Source organism: Bacillus sp. Medicinal_06 (genome assembly GCF_056711665.1).
On sequence record NZ_JBWYHD010000001.1, the window covers coordinates 602,853 to 623,173 of the forward strand.

Genomic DNA, 20,321 nt, shown 5'->3' on the forward strand with positions numbered 1-20,321 from the left:
CGATGCGCTATGTTATTGTAACAGGTACTTCGCAAGGATTGGGCGAAGCAATCGCCATACAATTACTAGAAGAAAATACAAAGCTCATTTGTATTTCTAGAAGACAAAATGAAACACTTATTGAAAAAGCAACACAAAAAGGTATTTCTTTTATTTTTCACTCAATTGATCTCCAAGATGTACATAATCTAGAAACTCATTTTGAAACCATCTTTTCATCCATTGAAGAAGAGAATGTCTCATCTATTCATTTAATTAATAACGCAGGTACACTTGCACCTATGAAACCGATTGAAAAATCAGAGAGTGAACTTTTAATTACAAATGTGCAAATTAATTTAATTGCCCCAATGATTCTTACCTCTTCTTTTATGAAACATACAAAGGATTGGAAAGTAGATAAACGTGTTATCAATATTTCCTCAGGCGCTGGACAAAAACCTTACTTTGGGTGGGGGGCTTATTGTACAACGAAAGCTGGTGTAAATATGTTTACGCAGTGCGTTGCTACAGAAGAAGCAGAAAAAGAGTATCCCGTAAAAACAATTGCCTTTGCACCAGGTGTTGTGGATACAAATATGCAACAACAAATCCGTCAAACGAAAAAAGAAGACTTCACAAACTTAGAACGCTTTATCACCTTAAAGGAAGAAGGAAAATTACTTTCTCCTGAATATGTCGCGAAAGCTGTTGTTCATCTATTAGAAACTAAGGAATTTGAACAAGGTGGCGTCATTCGGATTGATGAAAAATAATTTCATAGCAAAAGGCTCGCATATAAGCGAGCCTTTTATTCTATCTTCTCTAAAAATATTAATACAGATTCCATGATTCGTTCATACCCTATCTCTTGATAAATCTTATTCGAAGTTGGATTTGCTAAATCTGTATATAAAGTAGTCGTTTTATAACCTTGATCTAACATGTACTGACTAAGGGCAGCTACACAGTTAGAAGCGTACCCTTTCTTTCGTGCTTCTTTTGGCGTATATACAAAGTTAACTGTAATATTACTCTTAGTCGGTCTTGTTATGGCAGCTACCGAAACCAATTCTCCATCTACTTCCAAGCCGAATAACCGATTTGTACTTACTAATGCATATGCCGTTTGTTTCGCATCTTCTGCTGTAGTAGGCAAATGAACATCTTCACAAAATTGATGCACCCACTCTTCTATAAATGGTAGCTCATCATCATTTACTTGACGGAAAACACCCTGTTCATTCCATTGCTTCTTTACTTTTTCCAGCTTATATATCCCTTGATTCATGCGAATAGAAAGTTTCTTTTGCTCTAGTTGCGCAATCTCTTCTGCTAATTGTGTCACCACTCTCTTTTCTCCAATCAATCCAGGTATGTTGGGATACACCGTTACTAATTGTTTTGCTATTTCCTTTACCTCCTCCCTCGAAGCTACGGATTTAGCAACAATCATTTGTTTTCTCTCAGTTTGAAGAAATATAAGTATGGTGTTTTCATTTCGCTTTGCCGCTGCCATAAATAGTGGATTTTCTCCAGACTGCAATACCCCTAATAGTAAATTATTTTCTTGTTCATTCATTTCTAAAATTGGAACGAAATCCTTCTTAAAATGAGAAATATCTTCATACACCTGTAATTGAATCATCGACAATCTCTTCCTTCTATTTATATTTCAATAGATTATTGGCGATTAATTCACAAAATCCTTCTTTTACGATTCAATAATATTCAATAAGATCGTCATGACTTCTTGTTCAGCTTGTGAAATTCGCTGTTTTTCCGTTTCAAATTTAACTTCTTCTTGCTTAAAACGCTCTCTCCTCTTTTGAATCATACGTATCATTTCTTTTTTACTTGTTCCCCCATATACATTCCTTTTCTCAATAAATGCTTCTGGCGATATAATGTCATTCCATTCTTTTTCTGAAAGTATCACGTGCAATGTTTTTTGTAAGTACTTATTTACTTCTATGAGTTTTAGTTCATGCAACTCTTTTTGTTGCCCCATAGACACTTTTGCAATATCACTTGCAGCATGATGAGCACGCCGGAAAGGAATATTGTAATTTTTTGTTAAGGTATCCGCAAAATCCGTTATCGTAATTGCATGTTTAAACGAGCGCTTTTTTAAAACTCCATCTTCTACCTTCATTGTTCGAATCACTGCATTCATTATACAGAACACACGAATTGCCTTTTCGATTCCTCCATACAAATAAGGCTGCAAATCATCTTCTGTATCAACAATGTCTCCAAACGGTGTATTATGGATCGTTTGAAATACAGTGAAAGCTTCACCAAATGCACCGCTAGCTAGCGATCGAGCATGTTCGATTGAAACTGGGTTACGTTTTTGTGGCATTATACTACTGATCTGTACATATGGGTTTGCAACAGTAATTCCATTGTATTCTTTTGTTGCTAGTAGTAAGAAATCATGGAGCCATCTACTCGTATTCGTCATTGTCATCATCAGCAAGGCACTGACTTCCAGTAAATAATCAGCACCTGCGACTGCATCATATGAATTCTCAATAACACCTGAAAAACCAAGTAACTGAGCAACTCTCTGTCTGTTAATAGAGAAACTTGTTGTAGAAAGAGCAGCTGCACCCATCGGCGAGTTATTCACAAGATCATACGTCTTCCAAATCCGTTCTAAATCTCTTTGCATCACATCATACACAGCTAACATATAATGACCAAATGTTGTCGGTTGAGCAGGCTGCGTATGTGTATAAGCAGGCATAATTGTTTCCATATGATCATCAGCAAGTTGTAATATACTTTCTTGCAATAAGATAAAATGCTCCATAAAACGTAGCAGGTAGCGGCGTAAACTCATCCGATACATCGTTACTCCCATATCATTACGACTTCTACCAATATGCATATTACTTACTAGATCATCATTTGCTTCTTTTACAATTAAATGTTCTATTAAAAAAAAGAGATCTTCATGTTCCTGCTCATACAATAATTGACTCTTTGGAATTTGCGCCACTTTCTCTAGCGCTGTTAAAATAACTTTTGCATCTTCTTGCTTCATTAATTTTTCTTCCACAAGCATGATAATATGAGCACGATGAACCATAAACATCTCTTGCAATAAATAATCTCGCTGAAATTGAAACACATGCTGTAACACGCAGTTTGCATAGGTTTTTCCAGGGAAATCAGCGCCTTCACTCTTAACAAACTCTTCCTTATCCCATTTCATCACTTTTCCCCTTTCGCCCAGTTATTTACTAACCATCATACCCGGAGCTTCTGAAAAGGTGCTTGTATGAGGTGAAACTTTCATTGATGAAACACAAATAAACCCGCTGCCACACGCATCGGGTTTATCTAATAACAGTTGCATCATATTTTTCACTTTTTAGTACCTGGAAATGTAAATTACGCAAGTGCTTACGAAGCTCTGCACTATCATCTTCATCTAATTGGTTTGCTAAAAACACAATTTCTGTACAATTCCCAAGTTTATCAGTAGCATAAACAGCTTTTGCTAACGTCCATGGTGTATATCCATTTTTTTGCCCTGCATGCCTGAATGATTTACGGTACTTCTTCCCTTTCATATCCGTTTCAACGAGATTCGCCCATTCTTTTTCTTCATCTTTTGTAAAACCTTTTTTGTGGTTCGCTTTTTCCAGAAGCACCATATAATCATTTGCAGATGCAGCTGGAAACTTATCTGACCATATTTTTTCATATTTTCCTTCTAAATACAGCGGAATTTCTTTTTGTAATAACGGCCCTTTCTCTTTTAACCGTTCATGTATTAACATGGCATAACGACGATATTCTTCTTGAGACATTTCTTTTAACTTTTTCTCTAATTTAGATTTTGGAACATGCAATTCCTTATGCAAATATCCCGGAATATATAGAGAAGAGACGATAGGAAATAACGGTTGGTGTGAAGGAAGTGATAGGTTTTGTAAATTTTGATTAATATGATCTAGTCCAAGTCGCTCCATTAAATACTCTGTATTCGCATTTGAACTAAACTTCACCATCCCTTTCGCAACTTCTTCTAATGGCACTGCATTTTCATCTATTTTATCAGTTTTTATTAAATACTTTTGCCATCGATCCTGCGCACCACCATCTGTATTTGGAACATAATAACGATTTACATCATCAATTGATACATAACCATTCGGGTCAATTCTCCCATCTACAACTTGTTTCGTAAATTCAAATGCAACAATTAACTTCATCGTGCTCGCAACTGGTAACACAACATTGGGATTTACAGAATAAACAACTTTATCATTTCGTTTTATAAGTAAGGCACTGTTTTTTTCATCTTTATGCTCTTCAACAAATGAGGCAATAAACTGCGCATCATCATTATTAGAGCTCCAAACTTTTTTCGCTAAGAAGTTACCGGATATAAGCACTATGAATACGCCAATAATTCCCGCACATATTATAACTTTTCTCAAGTGAATTTCCTCTCCTAATTTATATCTTTTATCTGTTATATATCGTTATAAACAAAATAATAGAGACGATTTTCTAAATAATCGTCTCTATTATTTTAACTTGTCATCTCCTATTATGTCTATGTCATAATTCGAACAAAGTTTTCAACAAATTTCTTATAATTTAATTTCCATCCAATTCTCACCCAATCTTTAAGAGCTTTTGCATCAGGTTGTGGCCGGAAATCAGCAATACTTTCCCCCTTTGCACTCCCTTCTAAATCCACGTCTACTTTCCGGTATACATATTCAATCATAGAAGAATTTACAACTGCCATCATCGTAACGACATCATGAATGGGGCTTCCGGTAATTTTGGGATTTATTTTCTTATATGCCATATAATAATATTGAAATATAGGTTCAATTAATTTGTTAAATGCAGTTTGTGAATGTTTTTTTATATATTGTACAGTTTCAGGTGTAACGATTGATTCACTTGTAACATTAAGAGGGATTAATGTTACGTTTTTTGCATGCTGCATTACTAAATTTGCAGCAAGTGCATCGCCATGAAAGTTAGCCTCTGCTACAGGAGTAACATTCCCTGGAACAAGAAATGCCCCCCCCATACAGTAATATTCTTTTACATCTTTCATTACATCCTTTCCTAATATAAACGCCGTTGCTAAACTTGTTGACCTCCCTGCATCAACAATAATAACTTCTTTTTTATAACGATTGATAATGTCAAAGATTGTGCAAAACGATTTAATATTTGGTCGAATCGTTTGTGGAGGGCGAATTGGCCCTAACCCTTCCGCTCCATGAATTTCAGGATAATATGTTGCAAATTCACCCGACAACGGCATTTTCGCTCCATTTATAATCGGTATATCTTCTCTACCTGCTAGTTGCATTAAATACGCAGCATTACTTGTTGCTTGCTCTTGTGTTACATTTCCATACCCAGTCACAATCCCAACAATTTCAATTTCTGGATGTAACAGCCCATACATAATTGCTAAAGAATCATCAATACCAGGATCCCCTAAAAAAAGCACCTTTTTCATAGGTCTCAACTCCATCCCATCAATTGTTACTACTGTATGAATGAGCAAAAGAATGCAGAATGAAAAAACTTAATTTTTATCATAAAAAAACGCAGTGCTTCTCATCTTTGAAAGCACTGCGTTTTTGTTTTATTGGTTCTATTCTTTTTTCAACGTCAATACACTACCAACTATATAAGCGATAAACGCAAAACAAATCGGAAAGACTACTGTATGTATATGAAACGGATTCGGGAACCAAAGATGGATGATCATATAAGAACCTACCCCAACCAATATGGATGCAAGCGCACCAACTGCATTCCCTTTCTTCCAATATAGCCCTAAAACAATCGGCCAAATAAATGCTGCTTCTAAGCCACCAAAAGAAAATAAATTTAACCAAATTAAGAAATCCGGTGGTTTAATAGCTGCTGCATACACAAGTAAACCAATGATTCCGGTAATCCACAAGCTTCCTTTTTTAATAGCCGTATCAGTAGCCTTTTCGTTAATGTAGTTCACATATATATCTTTAATAATTGATGAACTCACAAGTAATAAAAGTGAATTTACCGTTGACATAATTGCAGCCATTGGAGCAGCCAAAAAGACCCCAGCAAGCCAAGGCGGCAATACTTCCATTGCAAGAAGTGGCATTACTTTGTCTGGCACAGTTACGCCTGGAAGCACCACCCGTGCAAATACACCTGTTAAATGCATACCAATCATAATTGTACCGACAACAATTGTTCCGATAATTAAAGCTTGATGCATCGCTTTTGAATTTTTATAGGACATCGCACGCACGCTAATTTGAGGTAATCCAACAACACCAACACCAATTAATACCCAAAATGATGTTACATATGTTTTCGTTAAACTGCCATCTGCACCAAATGGCGTAATTAAATTAGGATTAATTCGAACCAGTTCCTGCATAATCTTTTCGATTCCGCCACCAGCAATCACCGTTGCAATTAAAATAATTGTCGTGCCTGCTAACATAATAATACCAAGTAATGTGTCAGATAAAGCAACTGCACGGAATCCACCAATTAAAACGTATACAAGTACAGAGAATGTAAAAAGAAATAAAGACGTTGTATACGAAAGACCTGTTAACGATTCAATTAATCTTCCGCCTCCAACCCACTGGGCAACTGTTGCTGAAAATAAAAAGATAATAATACATAATGCCGAAAGAATGACCACTGCTTTATGATTGTATCTTCCTTTTAAGTAATCAATAAGCGTAATTGCTTCCATCTTTCTTGCAATGATTGCAAACTTTTTACCAATTACCGTCAAGACGATGTAACCCGTTACAACCTGGATTGCTGACAACAATACCCATCCAAGCCCCATATTATATGCAATTCCAGGTCCACCAATAAAGCTACTCGCACTACCGTACGTAGCAATCATTGTCATAGCTAATAATAGACCGCCAAGTTCACGTCCACCAAGAAAGTATTCTTGTAAAAATTTATTATGAGCCGTTGCTTGTACACGTCTTGATGCATATACACCAATTAAAAATACAACGATAAAAGAAATTATCATTGGAATTATTACGTACCAATTCATTTATCATTCCTCACTTTTTTCTTCCTCATCGAGCGAAATATCTTGAAATGCAAAACGCACGATTAAAATAAGAAGTATAACTACTACAACAAAACCGACTATACAACTATAAAAAAACCATGCTGGAAAACCTAATACATATGTATATTCACTTGGATCCTTACTGCCAAGCCCATAAGCAAACCCATACCATATTATAAAATTGATAAAAGCAAGTCCAAGACCAATTAACGCCTCTCTATGGGCAATTCGAAAGCGTGGATCATCATGATAACCCTTCATTTTCTCCCTCCTCTCACGAGGTATAATTGTAACATTGTTTTTCTAGTTTTTCCTACTAGAAAAGAAAAACTAGAAGGATTTTTTGCAAAGATATAGAATTCAATTCTGTATTACATAATTTTTACAATTGTAACGTAAATGAAATTTGAATTTTCAGTCTTTGTTATTTATGATTAAAATTAGAGTTCTTTCATCTAGTTTCTTTACAACCCTGTTACAGGAATAAACGCCGTCTTGTACTGCGTTTACATTATATTTTCAAGGGGGTTATACAATGAGTCAACTAGCTGTAAATCTTCATGAAAAAGTAGAGAAATTTCTTCAAGGAACAAAAAAATTATATGTGAATGGAGCTTTCGTCGAAAGCGCTTCCGGTAAGACATTTAAAACTCCAAACCCAGCAACTGGTGAAACACTTGCGATTGTTTCAGAAGCTGGTCGCGAAGATATTCATAAAGCTGTAATGGCTGCAAGACAGGCCTTCGATGAAGGTCCTTGGTCACGTATGAGCAGTGCTGAACGAAGCCGTCTAATGTACAAGCTTGCTGATTTAATGGAAGAACATAAAGAAGAATTAGCACAGCTTGAAACATTAGACAACGGAAAACCAATCCGTGAAACATTAGCAGCAGATATTCCGCTGGCAATTGAACATATGCGTTATTACGCTGGCTGGGCTACAAAAATTGTCGGTCAAACAATTCCAGTCTCCGGTGAATATTTTAACTATACACGCCATGAAGCAGTTGGTGTTGTCGGACAAATTATTCCTTGGAATTTCCCTCTCCTAATGGCAATGTGGAAAATGGGGGCTGCTCTTGCAACTGGATGTACAATTGTGTTGAAACCTGCAGAACAAACACCTCTTTCTGCTCTATACTTAGCTGAATTATTTGAAGAGGCTGGATTCCCGAAAGGTGTTGTCAACATCGTACCAGGATTTGGTGAAACAGCTGGACAAGCTCTTGTCAATCATCCTCTCGTTGATAAAATTGCATTTACAGGGTCTACTCCAGTTGGTAAACAAATTATGAGACAAGCCTCTGAAACATTGAAACGAGTTACATTAGAACTCGGTGGTAAATCACCGAATATTATTTTACCAGATGCTGATTTATCTCGTGCAATTCCAGCTGCACTTTCTGGTGTCATGTTTAACCAAGGGCAAGTATGCTGCGCAGGGTCCCGTTTATTTATTCCGAAGAAAATGTATGATAATGTTATGGCTGACCTTGTTCTGTATTCAAAAAAATTAACACAAGGTGCAGGTCTAGATCCTCAGACAACAATCGGGCCTCTTGTTTCAGAAGAACAGCAAAAACGCGTTATGGGATACATTGAAAAAGGTATTGAAGAAGGTGCAGAAGTACTTGTTGGTGGAAATAAACCATATGAGCAAGGTTATTTTGTCGCTCCAACTGTATTTGCAGACGTAAATGATGAAATGACAATTGCCAAAGAAGAAATTTTCGGACCTGTCATCTCCGCGTTGCCGTTTAATGATATTGATGAAGTAATTGAACGTGCAAATAAATCATCATTTGGTTTAGCTGCTGGTGTATGGACAGAAAATGTCAAAAATGCACATTACATTGCAAGTAAAGTCCGTGCTGGTACAGTATGGGTAAACTGTTATAACGTATTTGATGCCGCTTCTCCATTTGGTGGATTTAAACAATCCGGTCTTGGCCGCGAAATGGGATCTTATGCATTAAATAACTATACAGAAGTGAAGAGTGTTTGGGTGAATCTGAACTAAATGAAAAAGCCTGACCTACTCTGTAAAATAAAGTGAAACTTTAATCAGTGGGGGTTTTCTTCATCCCCCACTGATTATTAGTTGAACCAATCGGGCTTTTATGGGCAGTTGATCCTCCACCTATCTTCCTCGGTTCTCTCTGAACCTTGAGGTGGGGGTCTTACTGCCCGTTAATGCGGGATAAATAAGTAACAATATCTATCTTTCCTTAGAAGGATAAGAGGATGTGCATAATGTTGCACATTATATATGTATTAGTACATCGCTCAATAAGAGTGATGTACTTTTTTATTATGCTGACCTCTTTATGGCCTCATATAGGGGTTCAGCCGAGATACATGTAAAAACGGGCCATATACTTACTTTTATTTCCATATGATGACCCATTTTATGTTTATACCGGTATATTCTCCTCTACTGATTGAGGGATGTTTTGTAAATCGATGACATAATCATCAAAACGTTTAATGAGCCTTGTAAGGTATGGACTCAGCATAACAAGATCTTCTCGCGAAAACCTATACCATTCATGAGAGACCATAAAATTAACATTATATCAACAATATTCTGAAAAATAAAAGCATTACAACGAAATCATTATATTTAATACGTTTTTCTTGTTCTTCCGGATCATTTTCAGAAATAATCCCATCTCCACCGAAAAAAACATTTTGAAAAGCCATGATCATGATATGCCTCAACTTTATTTGTACTAGCTGTTATTTGTTCCCGTAATTTTATATCTGAAATATATTTTAGGAGAAAGGCGGTCCTTACAACGCGTACTAGTTCTCTAAATGCTTTATAAAGTCGATTTTTTTACTCTCAGTTATATCTATGGGCTTTATTCTTTTAATTTCTCCTCCTGCGAAAGAGCACTACCCGCTGTAAATTCTTCAAAGGCATGCATGGCAAACCTCACGTTGGAATAAGTGATCGAGTCGCCACCAATCACACCAATTTTGAGGGTTTCCATGATTTCATCGATGGTTACCCCGGCATTTAAGCAGCCTTTCATGTGATAGCAAATGCATTCATCGCAGTGGCTGACTATTGATATGACTAATCCCATAATGGTGTACTTACCCTAACTGACGTTTAAATACTTTACTGGCGAAGAAGTAAGCGATGACCATGATGCCGACGCACCAGGCAAGCGCGACCCAGATACCGTTTCCAACAGACCCTTCATACAAGAGGGCACGAATCGTATTCACGATTGAAGTCACGGGCTGGTTCTCAGCGAACGCACGGACAATTTTAGGCATGGTTTCGGTGGGAACAAAGGCCGAACTGATAAACGGCAGGAAAATCAGCGGGTACGAGTAGGCTGTCGCCCCTTCCATAGACTTCGCCGTCAATCCGGGAATGACCGCCAGCCATGTCAGAGCCAGCGTAAACAGCCCGAGTATCCCAGCTACCGCGAGCCAATCCAGGATATCAGCACTGGAACGAAAGCCCATCAAGAGGGCGACGAGGATAACCACCACGACAGTAAGCGCATTGGAAACAAGCGAGGTCAACACGTGAGCCCACAATACCGACGAGCGCTTGATGGGCATGGTAATGAAACGCGCCATCAGCCCGCTCTTTACATCAGTAAACAGCCGCAGTGAAGTGTAAGCGACGCCGGATGCGATAGCCATCAGCAAGATTCCCGGCAATAAATAATTGACGTAATTGTCCGTTCCTGTCTCTATGGCGCCGCCAAATACGTAGACAAACAGCAGCAGCATCATAATCGGCGTAATCGCCACCGTGATAATCGTATCCGGGCTGCGCATGATGTTGCGCATTAAACGTTCTAGTAATACCCCTGTTTTGCTTTTCATTTACATCTCCTCCTTTTTGCCAATGATCGCGAGAAAAATTTCCTCCAATGTCGGCTGCTTCTCGATGTACTCCACTTTCGCTGGCGGGAACATCTCTTTGAGTTCGGTAAGGGTACCGGTCGTGATGATTTTTCCGCCATGCAGGATGGCGATACGGTCCGCCAGTTGTTCGGCTTCCTCCAGGTACTGGGTCGTCAGCAAGATGGTCGTGCCGCTGCCAGCAAGCTCCTTGACGGTATCCCAGACTTCAATCCGCGCTTCGGGGTCAAGCCCTGTCGTCGGTTCGTCGAGAAAAATGACTGCTGGCGTCCCGATCAGGCTCATGGCGATATCAAGCCGGCGCTTCATCCCGCCGGAATACTGATCCGCCCGGCGGTTGGCCGCATCGGTCAGGCTGAATCTTGCAAGCAGATTGTCGGCGACTTGAGCGGGATTGGAAACTCCCCGCAACTTGGCGATCATCATCAAGTTTTCCCGCCCGGTAAGCATGCCGTCTAAAGCTGCGAATTGCCCTGTTAGGCTGATGCTCTGGCGAACATAATCCGATTGACGCTGGGCGTCAAAGCTGCAAATACTTACTTCGCCGCCATCGGCCTTCATCAGCGTCGAAAGGATGTTGACCGTCGTCGTCTTGCCCGCTCCATTTGAGCCCAGCAGTGCGAAAATTTCGCCACGCTGCACCTCAAAATCCACCCCCTTTAAGACTTCCTTGTCTTTAAAGCATTTTTTTAACCCTTTTACGGAAATCGCTGCATCGCTCATACTTTTTCCTCCTTATAAAGTGAAACTTTAATCAGTGGGGGTTTTCTTCATCCCCCCACTGATTATTAGTTGAACCAATCGGGCTTTTATGGGCAGTTGATCCCCCACCTATCTTCCTCGGTTCTCTCTGAACCTTGAGGTGGGTTACTGCCCATTAATGCGGGATAAAAAGCGCTTTGTGGAGCTAGATTCCCTATACTCTTCTATTTAGTCTGACTGATAATCTGTATTACTTATTACCAGGTTAAAAATATAACTGAATAGCGAAGGTGGCAATTCACATTTGTAACCAGCTAATCAGTCGGTATTATCTATTGAATTTATTTTTTTCTCAATCGCTTCATGATACTCTGATTCAAATCTTCACGGTACTTGGAGACATAGGTTTTAGCGTTTGCCACTAGTTCGTCAGCAAAGGAGGCCACGTCGTCCCCAGTGATTTCCAGCACTTGTCTACCTTCCGCCGCACCGGCTTCGAACAACTCGATTAATTCATACTGTATGTGTAGCATATCCATCCCGTTGCCCGCTGAGAAATTCCACATGTAGTTTTGAATTTTCTTAAATACAAACTGATAGTCCTCTGGCAGGGCTCCAACCCGTGCCATCATCATTTTGTACTCTTTTTTATCACCAATCATTTTTTTGAACATTTCCATCATGTTATTTTTCCTCCTTTTTTATAAAGCTGAACAAGACACTCCAAAAATATCAGACGGAATATCTTATGCAGCTAGATTGACTTCAAGACGTTAATTTTTGATGATACAAAATCCCATTTTTCCCAAAATAATTCAAGTTCCTGGCGGCCAGCCTCATTGAGTGAGTAAAACTTGCGGGGCGGTCCCATATCTGATGGTTTCTTTTCTATATTCACAAGTTTTTTCTTTTCTAATCGCACGAGGATGGTATAGACCGTTCCTTCCACGACTTCGGTAAACCCAAGCTCGTTCAGGCGGCGGGTAATCTCGTAACCATAGGTTTCATGGCGGCTAATGATTTCCAGCACGCAGCCTTCCAGCGAACCCTTCAGCATTTCAGTTAAATTTTCCATGTTCAGATCCTCCTCTACCTCCTCTATTTTGTCTGACTTATATTCAGTATAACAGAGTACTGAGGGATTTTTTACTGAATAGCTTTTAGGAAATCCTACTATTCAGTATTACTTATTACATGTGTATTATAACACCGAGTAGAAGGTGTCAAATATTTTTCTTAAATTTTTTTTACAACCTCATTATTCAGTAGTGCTATTATCCAGTGTGACTTACTACAGGTATATCGTAACACGTAGTAGATAGACCGTCAACTGGATTTTCTAAATATTTTAAAACCAGCTATCCCTATTGGATACAGCCGATTTTCTTTATGGAGCTTTTACTTCCTCCTATGCTTCTTTCACAATGATTCTACCGCGGATTATTCCCATCCAGCAACTGTACATGTAGGTTCCTGGTTTCTCTGGTTTGAAAACGATGAGGTTTTCTCCTACTTCCAGTGACCAATTTCTTCCGAAGAAATGTTAAAGAGTATTCCCGAAATGAAAGAAGAACTTCGTAGACCTATGTTCTTAATAATCACAGCAGAAAAGTAAATATTTATTATGCGTTCCTGCAAGATATGAGGACGTTTTTCTTTTTGGATTCACGGGAGCAGCTTTAGTAAAATAACTGAGGATTATTCTATTTCAAGTATCAAAATTAAACATCATTATTATTTCTATACACAAAAAGCAAATACATTGTAGTAGTAAATGAAGTCATTTGTAGTACAACAAAAGGATAGAACAAGCAGAACTTCTCTGTTTGTATCTATCCTCTTCTTTTTATCTATATAATGTTGCACATTATATAATTATTCTTGGTATACATATACCAAACGCACATCCCTTGATTCTAAATAAAAAAAGATGGTCAGACTCTACTTATTATGTAACAAATCATTTAGAGAATTCAAACATTTTATTCCGTAACGTATTAAAAAATATAGAACTATCTCTTACACTTGTAAGCCACCGCTCACATTTAATACCTCACCTGTAATATAAGAAGCATACTCTGAAGCGAAAAAGGCTGCTGCATTTGCGATATCTTGCGGCGTTCCAATTCTTCCAACTGGAATTGCACCAACCATCTTCTCTTTCACTTTATCTGGTATTGTTTTTGTCATATCTGTATCCATAAACCCTGGACAAATGGCATTACAAGTAATACCAAATCCACCCACTTCTTTTGCTGCCGTTTTTGTTAATCCAATGACACCTGCTTTCGTTGCAGCATAATTCGCTTGCCCAATATTCCCTTCCCTACTAATCGAAGAAATATTGATGATACGTCCAAATTGTTGCTGCCTCATGTAAAGAAGTGCCGGTTGCATACAATAAAACACACCTGTTAAATTCACTTGCATGACTTGCTCCCAAGCTGATTTCTCCATTTTATGTAACATCGCATCTCTTGTAATCCCAGCATTATTCACTAAAATATGTATCCCACCGAATGTTTGAACCGCATATTCAATTAATGATTTTGCTTCGTTTTGATTACTCACATCACATGCATATACACTTACTTCATATCCTTGGTCTAAAAACTCTCTTGCTGTTTCTTTTAATTTCTCCTCATTTACATCACTTATTAACACCTTTGCACCTAATTTTGCAAAAGTACAAGCAATTTCCTTCCCTATTCCTTGTGCAGCTCCTGTTATAACAGCTGTTTTCCCATGTAAAAAGTTCATTCCTCTCCCCCATTTCTATTACTTATACTGTATATTTCGGCTCTATGCTTTCCAAATCCTTTTTGTATAAAAAAGTCTATTTGTGTCAAACTAAACTTGCAACACAGCATAAACACAAGGAGATTGTGTCGAATGAACAAAAAGAACCTAGGACGAAATAAAACTTCTGATGGCATCGATGTAGAGTTTTCTCGTGAACTCGCTGACCATGATGACTTAGAAGCAAACGCACGTGCTGACGCCGCCGATGCACGTCAAAAACGCCAATCCGAACAAAAATAAGGTGCCTATCTAGCCCTTATCACTTTGCAATTGGGACCTACTACTACCCATAAAAAATGAAATAAACCGAGATGATTTCTCGGTTTATTTTCTATATTTTTTTATATAATGAGCAAAAGTAAGGAGTGGAAATATATGATGATAGCTATGGTAGCGAATATAAAATCCATCTGGTAACCCTATACCTGTAGGATAATCTTGATTCTGAGTTGGATGTGCAAGTAAATAAGAAATCCCTTTTCGAATGACAGGTGTTTCCGTATCATAAAAAGCAATAAGTGCGTCAAGTGCCCATGCCGTTTGTGATGGTGTACTAAAAGGTAACGAAATAAATTTCTTTTCTACACTACTCCTGCAAGACTCTCCCCACCCTCCATCGCTATGTTGAATGCTCTCTAACCATGTAGCTGCTTTTTGTAAAGCTGTATGATTAGATGGAACACCTACAGCACGTAAACCTGTGAGAGCTGCCCAAGTGCCATATATGTAACACACTCCCCATTTCCCATGCCAGGATCCATTCTTCTCCTGTGTATGAATTAACCAACGAATCGCTCGATCTTTTAGATCACCTTGTAACTCGTTTGGAGCGTATGTTCCAAAAAACTCCAGCACTCTACCTGTAATATCTGACGTAGACGGATCCGTAATCATGTCCCCTGAGTTATCAAGAGGTAAATGTGTTAAAACTTTACTTGTTACACCTCTTTCAAAAGCTGCCCAGCCCCCATCAATATTTTGTAATCCCTTGACCCATTCAATTCCTTTCTTCCAAGCTTTTTCTATTCTTTGATTTCCTTTTCGGCTTCGCGCTAACGCTCTAAGTACAGCTGTCGTATCATCAATATCAGGAATTGTCGTATTCACATCTGAAAATCCCCAACCTCCAGCATCAAGTGATGGGGCATGCACACTCCAATCTTTTTTACCTTTATGTTGTTTTTGTAGTAAATAATCTGTTGCTTTTCGAATCATTTGGTTATCATGTGGTACATGCGCTTCTTGCAATGAATAGCTTAGTAGAGCTGTATCCCACACTGTAGATGGTGAATTTTGAAGATGAAATCCCTTATTCATATTCCATATATAAGTTTTCAATCCTAATACTGCATTTGAAATAAGCGGTGACTGAATTGAGTGTCCCAGTGCGAGCAATGCATAAATCATGTAAAATGTAGCACTCGCATAACTATATAATGTTCCATTTGTATCAATCCGCTCAATCATAAAACGCTCCGCTTCCCTGTCCCCTTTATGATGCAAAGATAAGGGGTATGATAAAAACTTCTTCACATCTCCAAGAAGCGTTTGAAACAATGATGAACGTTCTTCACGAAACCACTGCTTTTTACTCCCGCCTGAAATATAATCTAAATTAGGAAGAAGTGCTTTAGACACAGTAAATCGTTTATTCATACAAATCATCATCGGAATGAGGTGAATGCGCGCGGAACTACTTAGCTCAAATATGCTAAGCGGGGAATCTTCAGGTAAAAATAAAATAGGCGTTGGAAAGTGAAACAAGGAAGGATATTCATATTCTCCATGAAGTGCCAATAAAAATTTCGTCATAAAGTGTGCGCGTGCAATACCACCTCGCTCACGAATAAAAGCTTCAGCTCGTTTCATATTTATGTTTTCTTTTGCATACTTTCTAGAAACAAGTAAGGCTGCATATGCTTGAATGGTAGCAGACAAGTTCCCAACAGATTCGTCTTCGTATAACTTCCAAGTCCCTTCATTTGTTTGAAGAGATGCTAATCTTGCAGCAAACGGCTTTATTTCTTGCTCTTGATCTAATAATTTAAGCAAAAAAATCATATGACAATCTGTTAATGGTGATCCCTCAAAACAAAATCGCCACGTTCCGTCTTGATGCTGCATCGTCCTGAGTGCGGTAATTTTCCGATTAACTTCCTCACGCACTTTTTCATGTAATAACACCTTTTTCACCCACCCTTTCTAAATCCGTATACGATATTCCGCTTCGCACGCAATTATGTATAAAAATAAATAGAAGCAGAACATGTAAATACACATTCTGCTCACAAACAATATCCAATTCCAACAACAATTCCTAAAATAGCTCCGACAACAACCTGATACGGCGTATGTCCGACAAGCTCATTTAATTTCTTATACTCTGTTTGTCTACCATGAAAAAAATCATTTAAAATCTTCGCCTGTTTACTTACCGCGAGCCTTACCCCTGATGCATCATACATAACAATAATTGCAAAAATAGCGGCCACTGCAAACACCGCACTCGTTATACCTTCTACCATTCCAACACCTGTCGCTAATGCCGTAACCGTTGAAGAATGAGAGCTTGGCATTCCTCCAGAAGCAAAAAATTGCGCAAAATCAAATTCTCTCGCCTTGACTAATTTAAAAATGACTTTCGTTAATTGTGCTAAAAACCAAGCGAGTACAGCTGCCATAAGCGGCTCGTTATGTAAAATTGTTTCCATATTTCCAGCCCCCTACTTGCAGTAATGGAAATTCTATACTTATAAGTATAAAGAAAAAAGCGTAGAAAATACTACGCTTTATGATACTTTTGCCGATTTATTTTTAAGAAACTTTGGTTGCTTCCGAAGCAAAAACTTTGTTTTTGCCATCGAAAATATCAATAATGCAACCCAAATAAAGAAAAAGGCTGTCATATAAACCGATGTAAAATGCTCATGGAACACAAAAACACCTAAGATAAGATTAATGGTTGGAGAAATATATTGTAAAAAACCAATCATATATAGCGGAATAAGTTGTGCCCCTTTTGCAAAATAAAAAAGCGGTAATGCAGTAACAATACCTGCTCCCATTAAAATTAGCGTTGAAATAAATGAAATAGAGCCAAACGAACCAAAACCATGCTCACCAATCATAACTAAGTAAATGAATGCAAGAGGCGTCACAATCATTGTTTCCATCGTAAGTCCTATCATTGCATCATAATTCAGCAATTTCTTGGTTAACCCATATAATCCAAATGTAAATGCCAGTGAAAGAGCTATCCATGGAATTGAACCGTATCGAAATGCTAAAATAATCACACCTATTCCTGCTAAACCAACTGCAACATATTGCCAAAAGTTAAGTTTTTCTTTCAAAACAACTGTACCAAGTAAAATACTTACAAGAGGATTAATATAATAACCAAGACTCGCTTCAATAATATGATTCTGATTCACAGCCCATATGTACACAAACCAATTCCCACTAATTAAAACGGAAGCAATCGTTAATGAGATTAATAATTTAGGTCGTTTAAAAAGACTTACAAGTTCGTTCAGAAATTGCCTCAATCGTCTTGATACTCCCAAAATTAGTAACATAAAAACAAATGCCCAAACAATACGATGTGCTAATATTTCTTCTGCAGGAACTTCCTCAACCCACTTCCAATAAACCGGAAGAATGCCCCACATCATATAAGCACCGGCCGCATATACAATCCCTTTCTTTTGCAGTGCTTTTTGACTCTCCATCTTCCCTTTTCTCCTCTTCTCTTTTTTCTCTTCATTATAAGGCGTATCTTTAAACCTTTACAAATATTCTTCCCCTATCTTTTTCGACAATGTAATTCCTTTTTCAAAAAACTTACTTATTTTTAATATGACATGCTTCAGAACCTAGCAGAAAACAGCTAACTTCCTTTTAGAATTATCATAGAATCCTAATTTATAGCACTAGTAAACTTAAATTCCCCATAAAACATATGAAGTGATGACAACAAGAAGTGGTATACCAATTTTAAATTTATTTTTATGAGTTTTATGGTGAAAAACATACATTCCAATCCATGTTCCGATCGCTCCCCCTGCTGCAGATACTAAAAACAATGTACTTTCAGGGGTACGCCATTGTTTTTTCACTGCTTTACGTTTATCAAGTCCCATCATCGAAAAAGCAACAACACACATACACAATATATACATAAATTTTACGAACATTATTAATTCTCACATCACTTTCTTTTTTTAATCCTCTCTACAACAATAAGGTTTTTTAGTTATATACAAATAAAAATCGCTGTAGACAGTCAAGAATTACTTGTAAACAAGCTATCTTTTCAGCCTACAGCTTTTATTTCAATATTTATCCCGCTATTCGCAGGTAGTAAAAGCTAAATTGATGAAAGCTAACAACCAACCTTAGGGGATAGTTGTTACACTTTATACGCTATTTCTTTTTCTCATATTACTATGCTTTTTAGCATACACAAAATAAACCAAAATACCTATCATAATCCAAACCATAAAACTGATTAACGTTACTTGAGAAAGATTTAAAGCTAAATACATACAACTTATTATTGACATGATTGGTAAAAAAGGAACCAATGGTGCACGAAATGGTCTTTCTATATTTGGGTTTGTTTTACGCAGTACAATTACCGCAATAGATACAAATATAAAAGCTGTTATCGTTCCCATATTCACTAAATTCGCCAATAAATTCAAATCTAAAAGCCCAGCTAAAAGTGCTGCGAGAATTCCTGTAATCCATGTATTAAGGAATGGCGTTTGGAAACGTTTATGCACACTTGAAAGCTTCTTTGGAAGTAATCCATCACGACTCATTGAGTATGATATCCGTATAAAAGCAAACATGGCTACTAAAAGCACTGTAGTTAAACCAGCAATGGCTCCTACTGATAACAAACCTGCAATTTTATCCTCTCCTACAATACGTAATGCATATGCAACTGGATCAGCTACATTCAATTCAGTAAATGGTACCATTCCTGTTAATACAAATGAAACACCAATATAAAGAATTGTACAAATACATAACGATACAAGAAGACCAATTGGAACATTGCGTTGTGGGCGTTTCACTTCTTCAGCTGCTGTAGCAACTGCATCAAAACCTAAAAAGGCGAAAAATACAGTAGCCGCTCTCCAATAACACCGTGAAATCCAAACGGAAGAAATGGTTGCCAATTCTCTGGTTTTACATATTGTCCACCTACAATAATAAATCCTAAAATAACAGCAAGTTTAATAATAACCATTATATTGTTAATACGCGCACTTTCTTTCGCACCACGACTTAATAGAAATGTAACAACTAAAATAATAAAAACTGCAGGTAAATCAATGATTCCACCTTTCCCCATGCCCGGTGCCGAGGCAAAAAAAGTAGGAATTTTAATATGAAATCCTAGAAGTAATGATTGAAAATAAGCGGACCATCCAGCTGCTACTGCAGAGGTTGCTAATAAATACTCTAACATGACACACCAACCAACTATAAAAGCAAAAATTTCTCCTAATGTAATATATGTATAAGAATATACACTACCGGATACTGGAACAGTAGAAGCAAATTCAGCATAACAAAGTGCCACACAGGCACAAACAATTGCTGGGCCAGCATGTTTCGCCGCCACAATACCTGTTAATACAAAAATACCAGTTCCAATAATTGCCCCAATTCCTAAAAGAGTTAAGTCAAATGCTCCTAACGTTTGGTTCAATACCCTTTTCTTTTATTCATTCATTTCCTTTTTAATTAGTAAACTCATTGATAGAAACCTCGTTTTCAATATAATCCTTACTAAACAACCTCTTCTATTCCTTTTTAGAGTTTTATAATTATT

General features: G+C 37.6%; 19 protein-coding genes and 2 pseudogenes. 3 read left to right on the forward strand and 18 right to left on the reverse strand.

Features of this window, described 5'->3' with window-relative positions; all coding sequences use genetic code 11:
• Positions 1–2 precede the first annotated feature (2 nt).
• Positions 3–755: a (S)-benzoin forming benzil reductase gene (locus AC1M36_RS03205; RefSeq protein ID WP_479845588.1), complete on the forward strand. Its 753-nt coding sequence runs from the start codon at positions 3–5 to the stop codon at positions 753–755.
• A gap of 35 nt (positions 756–790) precedes the next feature.
• On the opposite strand, the gene AC1M36_RS03210 is transcribed toward AC1M36_RS03205, so the two are convergent.
• The 6 genes from AC1M36_RS03210 to AC1M36_RS03235 all read right to left on the reverse strand — a co-directional run bounded on the left by AC1M36_RS03210 (position 791) and on the right by AC1M36_RS03235 (position 7,339).
• The gene (locus AC1M36_RS03210) at positions 791–1,627 is read right to left on the reverse strand and encodes a GNAT family N-acetyltransferase (protein WP_336453811.1); all 837 of its coding nucleotides are present in this window, start codon (positions 1,625–1,627) and stop codon (positions 791–793) included.
• 66 nt (positions 1,628–1,693) lie between these two features.
• Positions 1,694–3,202, reverse strand: a complete 1,509-nt coding sequence (gene argH / locus AC1M36_RS03215; RefSeq protein WP_336453812.1) for an argininosuccinate lyase — start codon at positions 3,200–3,202, stop codon at positions 1,694–1,696.
• Positions 3,203–3,326: 124 nt separating this feature from the next.
• A complete protein-coding gene (locus AC1M36_RS03220; protein ID WP_479845589.1) occupies positions 3,327–4,436 on the reverse strand; it encodes a serine hydrolase in 1,110 nt (369 codons plus the stop codon).
• A gap of 119 nt (positions 4,437–4,555) precedes the next feature.
• The gene (locus tag AC1M36_RS03225; protein ID WP_336453814.1) at positions 4,556–5,488 is read right to left on the reverse strand and encodes a nucleoside hydrolase; all 933 of its coding nucleotides are present in this window, start codon (positions 5,486–5,488) and stop codon (positions 4,556–4,558) included.
• Between the two features lie 138 nt (positions 5,489–5,626).
• Complete coding sequence (gene panF / locus AC1M36_RS03230; RefSeq protein ID WP_336453815.1) at positions 5,627–7,057, reverse strand: sodium/pantothenate symporter; 1,431 nt, start codon at positions 7,055–7,057, stop codon at positions 5,627–5,629.
• Between the two features lie 3 nt (positions 7,058–7,060).
• A complete protein-coding gene (locus AC1M36_RS03235) occupies positions 7,061–7,339 on the reverse strand; it encodes a YhdT family protein (RefSeq protein ID WP_336453816.1) in 279 nt (92 codons plus the stop codon).
• A gap of 274 nt (positions 7,340–7,613) precedes the next feature.
• On the opposite strand from AC1M36_RS03235, the gene AC1M36_RS03240 reads away from it, so the two are divergent.
• Complete coding sequence (locus AC1M36_RS03240; protein ID WP_097795916.1) at positions 7,614–9,098, forward strand: aldehyde dehydrogenase family protein; 1,485 nt, start codon at positions 7,614–7,616, stop codon at positions 9,096–9,098.
• 394 nt (positions 9,099–9,492) lie between these two features.
• Here AC1M36_RS03240 and AC1M36_RS03245 read toward each other — a convergent pair.
• The 7 genes and pseudogenes from AC1M36_RS03245 to fabG form a co-directional block, all read right to left on the reverse strand.
• Positions 9,493–9,917, reverse strand: a pseudogene (locus AC1M36_RS03245) (Tn3 family transposase); the annotation flags it as partial.
• Between the two features lie 25 nt (positions 9,918–9,942).
• Entirely contained in the window at positions 9,943–10,170 is a 228-nt protein-coding gene (locus AC1M36_RS03250) for a carboxymuconolactone decarboxylase family protein (RefSeq protein ID WP_479845590.1), read from the reverse strand.
• A 10-nt stretch (positions 10,171–10,180) separates the two neighbouring features.
• The gene (locus AC1M36_RS03255) at positions 10,181–10,930 is read right to left on the reverse strand and encodes an ABC transporter permease (protein WP_431613453.1); all 750 of its coding nucleotides are present in this window, start codon (positions 10,928–10,930) and stop codon (positions 10,181–10,183) included.
• The gene (locus tag AC1M36_RS03260) at positions 10,931–11,692 is read right to left on the reverse strand and encodes an ABC transporter ATP-binding protein (RefSeq protein WP_431613452.1); all 762 of its coding nucleotides are present in this window, start codon (positions 11,690–11,692) and stop codon (positions 10,931–10,933) included. It abuts the gene before it with no gap.
• Positions 11,693–12,012: 320 nt separating this feature from the next.
• Positions 12,013–12,354: a DUF1048 domain-containing protein gene (locus AC1M36_RS03265; protein WP_017151751.1), complete on the reverse strand. Its 342-nt coding sequence runs from the start codon at positions 12,352–12,354 to the stop codon at positions 12,013–12,015.
• A gap of 71 nt (positions 12,355–12,425) precedes the next feature.
• Positions 12,426–12,746: a PadR family transcriptional regulator gene (locus AC1M36_RS03270; protein ID WP_033796096.1), complete on the reverse strand. Its 321-nt coding sequence runs from the start codon at positions 12,744–12,746 to the stop codon at positions 12,426–12,428.
• 944 nt (positions 12,747–13,690) lie between these two features.
• A complete protein-coding gene (fabG, locus tag AC1M36_RS03275; RefSeq protein WP_336453820.1) occupies positions 13,691–14,431 on the reverse strand; it encodes a 3-oxoacyl-ACP reductase FabG in 741 nt (246 codons plus the stop codon).
• A 132-nt stretch (positions 14,432–14,563) separates the two neighbouring features.
• Between fabG and AC1M36_RS03280 the strand changes: the two genes are divergently transcribed.
• Positions 14,564–14,713 carry a YfhD family protein gene (locus tag AC1M36_RS03280; RefSeq protein ID WP_017151502.1) on the forward strand — a complete coding sequence of 50 codons (150 nt, stop codon included), beginning with the start codon at positions 14,564–14,566 and terminating at the stop codon, positions 14,711–14,713.
• A gap of 84 nt (positions 14,714–14,797) precedes the next feature.
• Here AC1M36_RS03280 and AC1M36_RS03285 read toward each other — a convergent pair whose 3' ends face one another.
• The 5 genes and pseudogenes from AC1M36_RS03285 to AC1M36_RS03305 form a co-directional block, all read right to left on the reverse strand.
• Positions 14,798–16,657: a terpene cyclase/mutase family protein gene (locus AC1M36_RS03285; RefSeq protein WP_479845591.1), complete on the reverse strand. Its 1,860-nt coding sequence runs from the start codon at positions 16,655–16,657 to the stop codon at positions 14,798–14,800.
• A gap of 101 nt (positions 16,658–16,758) precedes the next feature.
• Positions 16,759–17,184 carry a divergent PAP2 family protein gene (locus tag AC1M36_RS03290; protein WP_336453822.1) on the reverse strand — a complete coding sequence of 142 codons (426 nt, stop codon included), beginning with the start codon at positions 17,182–17,184 and terminating at the stop codon, positions 16,759–16,761.
• 78 nt (positions 17,185–17,262) lie between these two features.
• On the reverse strand, positions 17,263–18,204 hold the full coding sequence (rarD, locus tag AC1M36_RS03295; RefSeq protein WP_336453823.1) for an EamA family transporter RarD: 942 nt from the start codon (positions 18,202–18,204) through the stop codon (positions 17,263–17,265).
• A gap of 210 nt (positions 18,205–18,414) precedes the next feature.
• Entirely contained in the window at positions 18,415–18,669 is a 255-nt protein-coding gene (locus tag AC1M36_RS03300) for a DUF1294 domain-containing protein (RefSeq protein WP_336453824.1), read from the reverse strand.
• A 222-nt stretch (positions 18,670–18,891) separates the two neighbouring features.
• Positions 18,892–20,198, reverse strand: a pseudogene (locus tag AC1M36_RS03305) (amino acid permease).
• Between the last annotated feature and the right edge of the window lie 123 nt (positions 20,199–20,321).

Coding starts and splice junctions, on each gene's coding strand:
- AC1M36_RS03205 (WP_479845588.1), top strand. CDS start 3: ATGCGCTATGTTATTGTAACAGGTACTTCGCAAGGATTGGGCGAAGCA.
- AC1M36_RS03210 (WP_336453811.1), bottom strand. CDS start 1,627: ATGATTCAATTACAGGTGTATGAAGATATTTCTCATTTTAAGAAGGAT.
- argH (WP_336453812.1), bottom strand. CDS start 3,202: ATGAAATGGGATAAGGAAGAGTTTGTTAAGAGTGAAGGCGCTGATTTC.
- AC1M36_RS03225 (WP_336453814.1), bottom strand. CDS start 5,488: ATGAAAAAGGTGCTTTTTTTAGGGGATCCTGGTATTGATGATTCTTTA.
- panF (WP_336453815.1), bottom strand. CDS start 7,057: ATGAATTGGTACGTAATAATTCCAATGATAATTTCTTTTATCGTTGTA.
- AC1M36_RS03235 (WP_336453816.1), bottom strand. CDS start 7,339: ATGAAGGGTTATCATGATGATCCACGCTTTCGAATTGCCCATAGAGAG.
- AC1M36_RS03240 (WP_097795916.1), top strand. CDS start 7,614: ATGAGTCAACTAGCTGTAAATCTTCATGAAAAAGTAGAGAAATTTCTT.
- AC1M36_RS03250 (WP_479845590.1), bottom strand. CDS start 10,170: ATGGGATTAGTCATATCAATAGTCAGCCACTGCGATGAATGCATTTGC.
- AC1M36_RS03255 (WP_431613453.1), bottom strand. CDS start 10,930: ATGAAAAGCAAAACAGGGGTATTACTAGAACGTTTAATGCGCAACATC.
- AC1M36_RS03260 (WP_431613452.1), bottom strand. CDS start 11,692: ATGAGCGATGCAGCGATTTCCGTAAAAGGGTTAAAAAAATGCTTTAAA.
- AC1M36_RS03265 (WP_017151751.1), bottom strand. CDS start 12,354: ATGATGGAAATGTTCAAAAAAATGATTGGTGATAAAAAAGAGTACAAA.
- AC1M36_RS03270 (WP_033796096.1), bottom strand. CDS start 12,746: ATGGAAAATTTAACTGAAATGCTGAAGGGTTCGCTGGAAGGCTGCGTG.
- fabG (WP_336453820.1), bottom strand. CDS start 14,431: ATGAACTTTTTACATGGGAAAACAGCTGTTATAACAGGAGCTGCACAA.
- AC1M36_RS03280 (WP_017151502.1), top strand. CDS start 14,564: ATGAACAAAAAGAACCTAGGACGAAATAAAACTTCTGATGGCATCGAT.
- AC1M36_RS03290 (WP_336453822.1), bottom strand. CDS start 17,184: ATGGAAACAATTTTACATAACGAGCCGCTTATGGCAGCTGTACTCGCT.
- rarD (WP_336453823.1), bottom strand. CDS start 18,204: ATGGAGAGTCAAAAAGCACTGCAAAAGAAAGGGATTGTATATGCGGCC.
- AC1M36_RS03300 (WP_336453824.1), bottom strand. CDS start 18,669: ATGTTCGTAAAATTTATGTATATATTGTGTATGTGTGTTGTTGCTTTT.